This is a genomic window from Pseudoalteromonas sp. SG43-7 (assembly GCF_014164295.1).
Taxonomy (GTDB): domain Bacteria; phylum Pseudomonadota; class Gammaproteobacteria; order Enterobacterales; family Alteromonadaceae; genus Pseudoalteromonas; species Pseudoalteromonas rhizosphaerae.
The window spans coordinates 1-9,865 of record NZ_JACJEY010000090.1; the positions used below are offsets into that span (position 1 = coordinate 1).

A 9,865-nucleotide genomic window follows, 5' to 3' on the forward strand; every position below is an offset into this window, starting at 1 on the left:
GACCTTTGACCTTTGACCTTTGACCTTTGACCTTTGACCTTTGACCAGCATAAACAAAAAAGGCTGCACAGTGCAGCCTTTTATTCTAGTACTAGATAATGAATCTAGTGTGTATAAATATAGTTTAACCTACATTTTTACGTGCATTGCGGAACATACGCATCCATGGGCTATCTTCGCGCCACTCATCTGGGTGCCACGAGTTAGCAACCGCACGGAATACACGTTCAGGGTGAGGCATCATTACAGTAGCACGGCCATCAGCTGAAGTAATACCTGTGATACCTTCTGGCGAGCCGTTCGGGTTAGCAGGATATTGTGTCGTAGGGTTACCGTAGTTATCAACAAACTTAACCGCTACAGTACCTGACTCAAGCGCTGCTTTCACTGCTGCATCATTAGCAAACTCAGCATGACCTTCACCGTGAGACACAGCGATAGGCATACGAGAGCCCGCCATACCGTTGAAGAATACCGAAGGATTCTCTTGCACTTCAACTAAGCTAAAACGTGCTTCAAAACGCTCAGATTTATTTGTCACAAAGCGTGGCCAATGTTCAGTGCCAGGGATCAACTCTTTTAATGTTGATAACATCTGACAACCGTTACACACACCTAAACTAAATGAGTCTTGGCGCTCAAAGAAGCTTTGGAACTGCTCACGTGCCATATCATTAAATAAGATTGATTTAGCCCAACCTTCACCAGCACCTAACACGTCACCGTAAGAGAAGCCGCCACATGCCACTAAGCCTTTAAACTCTTCCAGACTTAAACGCCCTTCAAGAATATCGCTCATGTGTACATCAACTGCCGCAAAACCAGCACGGTTAAATGCTGCTGCCATTTCTAAATGCGAGTTAACACCTTGCTCTCGTAAGATAGCCATTTTAGGCTTAGCGCCTGTCGCAATATACGGTGCTGCCACATCTTCATTTAAATCGAAGTTTAGTTTAACGTTAAGACCAGGATCTTTAACATCAAACTTGGCATCAAATTCTTGCTTAGCACAATCAGGATTATCACGACGTGCTTGCATTTGATAGGTGGTTTCTGCCCAAATAGTACGTAATTCAGTACGCGTGTTACTAAGTACAGGGTTACCAGCGCGGTTAAATACCACACTGTCGTCACTGTTAAGTGTGCCAATTTCATGGCTGATTGCAGCAATGCCATGCTCAGCAAATACTGCGTTCACGACCTCTAAATCACTGTTAGCAACTTGGATTACCGCACCGAGCTCTTCATTATAAAGTGCTTCAATGTCAGAACCTGTTAAACCATCTAAATTAACAGTCACACCAGTATGACCCGCAAATGCCATTTCAGCCACTGTGGTAAATAAACCACCGTCTGAACGGTCATGATAAGCAAGTAACTTATTATCAGCGACTAACGCTTGCATTGCATTGTAGAAGCCTTTTAGTAATTCAGGGCTATCTACATCTGGCGTTACATCACCTAATTGCTTATAAACTTGCGCTAAACTTGATGCACCTAGTCGGTTTTTACCAGCACCTAAGTCAACCAAGATAAGTGAGGTTTCACCTTTATCTGTACGTAGCTGCGGAGTAACCGTTTTACGTACATCGTCAACACGACCAAACGCGGTGATAATAAGTGATAATGGTGCTGTTACTGACTTCTGCTCGCCATTCTCATCCCACTGGGTTTTCATCGACATAGAGTCTTTACCCACAGGAATGGTTAAACCAAGCGCAGGACAAAGCTCTTCACCCACCGCTTTAACTGCTTCGTAAAGACCCGCATCTTCGCCAGGGTGACCAGCTGCTGCCATCCAGTTAGCAGACAACTTAATGTTTTCAAGCGGTCCAATGTTAGCACAAGCAATATTGGTTAATGATTCAGCTACGGCCAAACGTGCTGATGCACCGTAATTAAGCAATGCTGCAGGTGTACGCTCACCAAGAGACATTGCCTCACCATGGTAAGTGTCATACGTTGCTGCAGTTACGGCACAGTTAGCAACTGGCACCTGCCAAGGACCAACCATTTGGTCACGAGCAACTAGCCCTGTTACTGAGCGGTCACCAATGGTGATCAAGAACGTCTTTTCAGCAATCGCAGGTAAACGTAATAAACGTGTTGCCGCTTCACTTACGTCAATATTTGCAGTATCCAGCGCTTTACCAATAACTTGTTGAGATTGCGCTTCACGGTGCATTTTAGGTGCTTTGCCTAATAACACATCCAGTGGTAAATCAACGGGGTTGTTACCAAAATGGCTATCTGCAACGGTTAAATGACGCTCTTCAGTCGCTTCACCTATTACAGCATATTGCGCACGTTCACGCTTACAAATGGCTTCAAAACGGTCAAAATCTTCAACCGCGACAGCAAGTACATAACGCTCTTGAGACTCGTTACACCAGATCTCATGCGGTGCCATGCCCGGCTCATCATTCGGAATATCGCGCAGTTGGAATTTGCCCCCACGACCACCGTCATTAACAAGCTCAGGGAATGCATTTGATAAACCGCCCGCGCCCACATCGTGAATAAACGCGATTGGGTTAGCATCACCTAACTGCCAGCATTTATCGATGACTTCTTGACAACGACGTTCCATTTCTGGGTTTTCACGTTGTACTGACGCAAAATCTAAATCTTCATTTGATTGGCCTGACGCCATTGATGAAGCAGCGCCGCCACCTAAACCAATGTTCATCGCTGGGCCACCTAACGCAATCAACTTAGCGCCAACAGGAATTTCACCTTTTTGTACATGGTCAGTACGAATATTACCTAAACCACCTGCAAGCATAATTGGCTTGTGGTAACCACGCACCTCAAGGCCATTATGACTGGTTACTTGCTCTTCATAAGTGCGGAAGTAACCGACTAAGTTTGGACGACCAAACTCATTATTAAACGCAGCGCCACCCAATGGGCCCTCAGTCATAATATCTAATGCTGTAACGATACGAGCAGGCTTACCAAAATCAGTTTCCCACGGTTGCTCGTAACCAGGAATACGTAAGTTTGATACAGTAAAGCCAACTAAACCTGCTTTTGGCTTAGAGCCTCGGCCTGTTGCACCTTCATCACGAATTTCACCACCTGAACCGGTAGCAGCACCAGAAAAAGGTGCAATCGCAGTTGGGTGGTTATGGGTTTCAACTTTCATCAAGATTTCAATGTTCTCTTGATGATATGCATATTCACCTTCAGCATTTGGGAAGAAACGACCCGCTTTCGAACCTTTCATTACTGCGGCGTTATCTTTATAAGCAGATAATACGTTTTCAGGGTTTAGCTCGTAGGTATTTTTAATCATTTTGAATAGCGATTTAGGCTGAACTACACCATCGATGGTCCAATCTGCATTAAAAATTTTATGACGACAATGCTCTGAGTTTGCTTGTGCAAACATAAATAATTCAATGTCGTTCGGGTTACGCCCTAACTTTTGGAAGTTTTCTACCAAGTAATCAATTTCGTCATCAGCAAGGGCAAAACCTTGCTCAACGTTTGCAGTTGCTAGCGCTTCACGGCCGCCGGCTAAAATGTCAACTGATGACATTTGACTCGGTGCATCAGTACGGAATAACGTCGCAGCGTTGTCCATTGCGCTGTGCGTTGCTTCGGTCATGCGGTCATGTAATAAGGCTGCAACTTGATTTAATTGCTCAGCGTTTAAGTCACCTTCAACATAATAAGCGATGCCGCGCTCAACACGGTGTACTTGAGTTAAGCCACAATTATGTGCAATATCCGTCGCTTTTGAAGCCCATGGCGAGATTGTGCCAGGACGAGGCGTTACTAACACCAAAGTGCCTGCAGGTGTATGTTCGGCAATCGTTGGACCATAGGTAAGTAACTTCTCAAGCTTAGTTTGCTCATCACTTGACAGCTGTGCGGTTAGATCTGCAAAGTGTGCATACTCAGCGTATACATTAGTGACTGGAAGTTGCGCCTGTTGGCAACGGGCTAAAATTTTCTGAACTCTAAAATCGGAAAGTGCTGGTGCACCACGAAGGATCAACATAGGTATTTTCATCCGGGGTTAGGGATTGAACGATATTTTAGGCGGGTATTATATACTCAAGTAACTCGGAAATACAGGTTAAGCAGGGAATTAAAATTGCAGCAAGAGCGCTATAAGTTAGCATCGTTTATTGCTAATTATACCTAGTGGCAGATGAAATATAAAACACAGTAAAGTCATCTATGACAAATCGCCAAGTGACGTCATCGCAAAGTTTTGATATAAGGGTGTAATAGCATTCAAGGGGCACAGTATGTTTAAACAAAAGCTAATAACAATCATTACGTTAGTAATGCTTTTGTGTGCCTGCGATATGCAACAGCAGCAATCTCAACTCAGCCAAATAAAAACTCAAAACAAAATCAGAGTAGGTACGTTAGCTGGAGCAAGTAATTATTATCAAGCAGTGCAAGGTGAACAAGGATTTGAATATGAGTTAGCGCAAGAGTTTGCAGATCACCTTGGGGTTGAACTGGAGATGGTGCCATTTTTTAACTTATCCGACATGTTTTCACGCTTAGATAGCGGCGATTTAGACTTAATAGCCTCTGGTTTAACGTACAATAAAGTACGCGCCCAAGATTACCGTTTTGGCCCAACCTATCGCACAATTAGCCAAAAACTGGTTTATAAACAAGGTAGAGTAAGACCTCGTGATTTTGATGATCTAACCGATAACCTGACAGTACTTGCCAAAAGTAGCCATTCATTGGCACTGCAACAAATTAAACAAACTCACCCCAATTTAAATTGGCGCGAAACAGAAGATCTCGACGAAGAAGAGCTATTACAAGCAGTGATCGATGGTGAAATTGATTACACTCTTGCCGACTCACATACCCTATCGTTGTTTCGTCGCTATCACCCTAATCTTAGTATTGGTTTTTCTGTTACTCGTAACGATCCCATTGCTTGGCTGCTGCGCAAAGACGGCGACGATTCGTTATATGCGTTAATGGTGCCGTTTTTTGGTGAAGTAAAACAAAGTAATCAGCTTTATGTACTTGAAGAAAAATATTTTGGCCATGTCCGCCAATTTAACTACGTTAATACCCTTGCCTATATTGAAGCAATTAAAGAAACACTGCCAAAATATCAACCTTGGTTTGAGCAATATGCAGGCAGCCTAGATTGGCGATTACTTGCAGCTTTAAGTTATCAAGAATCAATGTGGAATCCGCGAGCAAAATCCCCCACAGGAGTTCGTGGTATTATGATGCTCACTCGTGATACTGCAAAGCAGGTCGGCGTAACTAATCGTCTTGCTCCTGAGCAAAATATCAAAGGCGGCGCAGAATATTTGACGAAGCTAGAAAAACGAATTCCCGACCGCGTTCCTCAGCCAGATCGTACTTGGCTAGCTTTAGCATCCTATAATATTGGTTGGGGTCACGTGAACGATGCTCGTATTATTACCGAGCAGCAAGGTGCTAGCCCTGATAAATGGGCTGATGTGAAAAAACGCTTACCGCTATTAATCAAAAAGCGTTACTACCGTAAAACCAAGTATGGCTATTCGCGCGGTGACGTTGCAGTCCAGTATGTGGATAATATTCGTCGTTACTACGATGCACTAGTTTGGTTAGATGAAAATGACGCGATCAGCACACCGACTACTGAACCCGATGATGCTGAACAAATAGATCAACCTACTACCCAAGCTGCTGAGATTAAAAATCCAAAGCCTGCCACAATACAAACCACGGCCTCCCCAACAAAAGATGACAGTATCGATGAGCAAGCACCGCAAAAAAAAGATAACGGCGAACAATAAAAATAACTTAAAATGCGATAGGTACGCGCAAACTAAAATATCTATTTACTTGTCATCAAATGATCACTAATGTGTAGTATCAAGTATATAATTAACTTATATCTTTTCTCACTCTCACATTTTCAGGAGAAACCATGCTGAAACGTCGGCGTACACATTCGTTCAAACGAAATGTTATTTATTCATCATCTACCCGTCGCAGAATAATGCTGCGTAATTTACATAGAAAAGTAATTTGGCGTCGCAGAATGTTTGCAATGCAACAAATGGCAGAGTTAAGCATTGCAGCACCTGCAGGTTAAGCCTTCAGGTCACGCAAAGCTTTCTTTGCAGCTTTTATTTCTTGACGGCGGCGTTTAAAAAAATCAGAAATAGTTTGCCCACATAACTCACCTAGTATTCCGGCCTCAACTTCAACCTGATGATTTAATCTAGGATCTTGTAATAGATTCATAATAGAGCCTGCTGATCCTGTTTTTTCATCCGCAGCACCAAACACTAAACGTTTGATACGACTGTGTACTAGCAACCCGGCGCACATAGAGCATGGCTCCAACGTGACGTATAAAGTACAATCAATCAAGCGGTAATTATTAACGACCTTGCCACCTTCGCGTATCGCAATCATCTCTGCATGAGCAGAAGGATCGTTATCGGTAATCGAACGATTATAGCCAGCTGCAATCAACTGATTATCTTTGACCAGTACAGCACCGACAGGAATTTCATTCAACTGCTCCGCTTTTTTTGCATACTCTAGAGCTTGCGCCATCCAATATTGATCGTTCAATTGTTCACTCATTGACTTAATCTTTAACTAATTATTGTTTAATTATACTCACTTAGGCCATTAAAACGCTAAATATACTGATTAGTGATAAAAATAAAACAAATTAAAACAGCTTTAACATGGCTCACCCCGTGCGATTTACGATATAATCTCTCGCTTTTTTTATTTAGCTCACAACACACGGGTAGCAAATGAAATTTCCTGGACGCCGCAGGCATAAACATTATTTTCCAGTGGAAGCCAAAGATCCACTTACTAATCAACTCAACGCCAGTGATAAATTGCAACGCAGCTACATCACAGGGATAGATCAAATCGTAGTTGATATAGAAGCTAAAGTCGATCAAGCTTTCCTTGACGAATTTCAACTGCGCCGAGGTATGTCGCAAGTTATTGATAGTGATATAACCAATGCATTATATGACCGCTTAAAACTCAACGATATGATCGATTATGAGTTTGCAGGCGGTACTATCGGCAACACTATGCACAACTACTCAGTATTAGCGGATGACCGCTCTGTACTACTGGGTGTGATGAGTGAAAACATTAAAATTGGTAGCTACGCTTATCGCTTTTTATGTAACACCTCAAGTCGTGTCGATCTCGACTATTTACAACCGGTAGATGGTCCTATCGGTCGCTGCTTTACACTCATTGACGATACTGGTGAACGTACTTTTGCCATCAGCGCAGGTCTGATGAACCACCTACGACCTGAATCAATCGATCAGGAGTTAATAGAGAACTCATCGGCATTAGTGATCAGTGCTTACTTAATGCGTACGCAAGGTTCTGAGACGATGACAGAAGCAACAATGCAAGCTGTCAAATATGCCAATGATGCTGGCATCCCTGTCGTACTCACTCTTGGTACTAAGTTTTTAATCGAGCAAGACCCTACTTGGTGGGCTAGTTTTGTTGAAAAACATGTTGATATTTTAGCAATGAATGAGGAAGAAGGGCTGGCAATAACTGGCTTTGAAGACCCTCTACTTGCTGCTGATAAAGCACTTGATTGGGTAGATTTAGTGATCTGTACCGCAGGTGAAAAAGGCTTGTTTATGGCAGGCTACATCGATGAGCAATTTAAACGAGAAACAGAATACCCATTGCTGCCTGGCGCAATACCAGATTTCAATCGTTATGAGTTTTCGCGCGCTATGCGCAAAGTTGACTGTCAGCAGCCAATTCGTGCATACAGCCATACAGCGCCATTTATGGGTGGTCCAGACTCTATTAAGAACACCAATGGTGCAGGAGATTGTGCATTAGCGGCGGTACTACATGACTTATCGGCAAATGTTTACCATAAGCTCAATGTTGGTAATTCAGCTAAACACCAGCAACCGGCAATGACCTACTCATCATTAGCACAAATTAGTAAGTATGCTAACCGTGCCAGTTTTGAGGTGTTAGTACAGCATTCACCGCGCTTATCTCGTGGTTTACCTGAGCGTGAAGACTGCCTCGAACAGGTTTATTGGGAGCAGTAACAACTCCCAATACATATTAGTTAAAAAATAGAGATATCAAGTTTTTTAGATAGCAGCTCAAGGGCTGCTATTCCTGCCACCGAGTTGCCAAATGAATTTAACCCAGGCGACCATACTGCCACTGTAAACTTATTCGGTAACACCGCTAATATAGTGCCCGATACTCCTGATTTACCCGGCATACCAACCCTATAACCAAAATCGCCCGCCGCATCATAGAGGCCGCTGGTAAATAATAATGAGTTGAGCTGTTTGTTTTGCAGACTTGAAAGTACGCGTCTATTAGACACGTTATCTATCCCTTTATTGGCCAGAAAGTTATATGCTTTAGCCAATTCGACACAATTGAGCTCTATTGCACAAAAATTAAAATATGCCCATAACACATCATCAACTTCGTTTTTAAAGTTACCAAAGGACTTCATTAAATGCCCCATTGCAGCATTACGATGACGAAATTCATACTCAGAATTAGCGACCTTCTTATCAATCACTATGCCCTTATTTCCAGACAATAACCTAAATGTTTCTAACATTGAATGCATAGGTGCAGACAAGCGGCTATATAACGCATCACAGGTAACGATAGCACCGGCATTTATGAAAGGGTTACGCGGTATACCCTTTTCAAACTCAAGCTGAGTCAAAGAGTTAAACGCAGTACCTGACGGCTCTTTGCCGACTCGTTGCCATAATTGATTACCATAGCGCTGCAGCGCTAACGTTAACGTCATTACTTTAGAAACAGATTGAATTGTAAAGCGTTGCGAGCAATCGCCTGCGCAAAATGTCTGGCCATCAGTCGTATATATAGCAATAGAAAATTGGTTAGCATCAACCTCAGCCAATGCTGGAATATAATCCGCCACTTTACCTTGTGATAACAGTGGTTGCACCTCAGCGGTAATTTCATTTAAGACTTGTTGATAATCAGAGGTAGGCAAGGTAACCCTCATTGGCATTGAAAACAGAAATAAAATTCTACCATATTAGAAGAAAAGCAGACTGACTTTATTACTCAAATAATACCTAATAAAACACGCTTACAGTCACTTATGAATAATGCTGATTTGCCTTTTACTTACAAAGAGTGCGAGCTTGCATTTTCTTATGGGTAGCGCGAGTTTTTTAAGATTAAAAAGTGGCAGTACACGCATGTCAAAGGTTAACACTGACGGCTCGAAGCCAATAGCTTTCCTGCAGACGTAAAAAAGCCCGACTATTGCTAGTCGGGCTTTCTCAATTTGGAGCTTGGCGATGTCGTGGTGCCCACAGCGGTAGAGTGCCACATAGCAAATGTATAGAGTAGGCTTTAGGCTCTTATTCTTTTCCTTTAACCTATTACCTTTCACCTCGAACCTTCTTTATTCCAGACGTAAAAAAGCCCGACTATTTCTAGTCGGGCTTTCTCAATTTGGAGCCTGGCGATGTCGTAGTGCCCACAGCGGTAGAGAGCCACATAGCAAATGCGACACTATCTTTGTGTCGGGGCGGCCTTGTGCGGGGCTCGCCTTCGAGCTGGTTTGTTTGATGTATAGGAATACGAATGCCGTGAAGCACAGGATATGCAAGAGCGGCCACTACTGAGTTCACCATGGGGTCTTGGCTTGGTGTTTTCATTTTATTCCAGACAACAAAAAACCCGTCACATCGCTGTAACGGGTTTCTCTTATTTGGAGCCTGGCAATGTCCTACTTTCACATAGCAAATGCTACACTATCATCGGCGCTGTTTCGTTTCACTACTGAGTTCGGCATGGGGTCAGGTGGGTCCAAAACGCTATTGTTACCAAGCAA

Annotated in this window: 6 protein-coding genes and 1 rRNA gene; 3 read left to right on the forward strand and 4 right to left on the reverse strand. The window is 43.1% G+C overall.

Going from position 1 to position 9,865, the window contains the following annotated elements:
• Positions 1-124: 124 nt before the first annotated feature.
• A complete protein-coding gene (purL, locus tag H5200_RS22155; protein ID WP_182762666.1) occupies positions 125-4,009 on the reverse strand; it encodes a phosphoribosylformylglycinamidine synthase in 3,885 nt (1,294 codons plus the stop codon).
• Between the two features lie 253 nt (positions 4,010-4,262).
• On the opposite strand from purL, the gene mltF reads away from it, so the two are divergent.
• Both mltF and H5200_RS22165 read left to right on the forward strand, forming a co-directional pair.
• Complete coding sequence (gene mltF, locus H5200_RS22160; RefSeq protein ID WP_259399264.1) at positions 4,263-5,783, forward strand: membrane-bound lytic murein transglycosylase MltF; 1,521 nt, start codon at positions 4,263-4,265, stop codon at positions 5,781-5,783.
• 134 nt (positions 5,784-5,917) lie between these two features.
• A complete protein-coding gene (locus H5200_RS22165) occupies positions 5,918-6,085 on the forward strand; it encodes a hypothetical protein (protein WP_169020230.1) in 168 nt (55 codons plus the stop codon).
• Here H5200_RS22165 and tadA read toward each other — a convergent pair.
• A complete protein-coding gene (gene tadA / locus H5200_RS22170; protein WP_145235034.1) occupies positions 6,082-6,585 on the reverse strand; it encodes a tRNA adenosine(34) deaminase TadA in 504 nt (167 codons plus the stop codon). The genes H5200_RS22165 and tadA overlap by 4 nt on opposite strands.
• A 179-nt stretch (positions 6,586-6,764) precedes the next feature.
• On the opposite strand from tadA, the gene H5200_RS22175 reads away from it, so the two are divergent.
• Positions 6,765-8,069, forward strand: coding sequence for an inosine/guanosine kinase (locus H5200_RS22175; RefSeq protein ID WP_145235032.1), 1,305 nt, complete (start codon positions 6,765-6,767; stop codon positions 8,067-8,069).
• 20 nt (positions 8,070-8,089) lie between these two features.
• Here H5200_RS22175 and glsB read toward each other — a convergent pair whose 3' ends face one another.
• Together glsB and rrf are read right to left on the reverse strand one after the other, a co-directional pair.
• Complete coding sequence (glsB, locus tag H5200_RS22180) at positions 8,090-9,013, reverse strand: glutaminase B (RefSeq protein WP_182762668.1); 924 nt, start codon at positions 9,011-9,013, stop codon at positions 8,090-8,092.
• Positions 9,014-9,747: 734 nt separating this feature from the next.
• Positions 9,748-9,862, reverse strand: a 5S ribosomal RNA gene (rrf, locus tag H5200_RS22185).
• Positions 9,863-9,865: the final 3 nt, after the last annotated feature.

Coding starts and splice junctions, on each gene's coding strand:
- purL (WP_182762666.1), bottom strand. CDS start 4,009: ATGTTGATCCTTCGTGGTGCACCAGCACTTTCCGATTTTAGAGTTCAG.
- mltF (WP_259399264.1), top strand. CDS start 4,263: ATGTTTAAACAAAAGCTAATAACAATCATTACGTTAGTAATGCTTTTG.
- H5200_RS22165 (WP_169020230.1), top strand. CDS start 5,918: ATGCTGAAACGTCGGCGTACACATTCGTTCAAACGAAATGTTATTTAT.
- tadA (WP_145235034.1), bottom strand. CDS start 6,585: ATGAGTGAACAATTGAACGATCAATATTGGATGGCGCAAGCTCTAGAG.
- H5200_RS22175 (WP_145235032.1), top strand. CDS start 6,765: ATGAAATTTCCTGGACGCCGCAGGCATAAACATTATTTTCCAGTGGAA.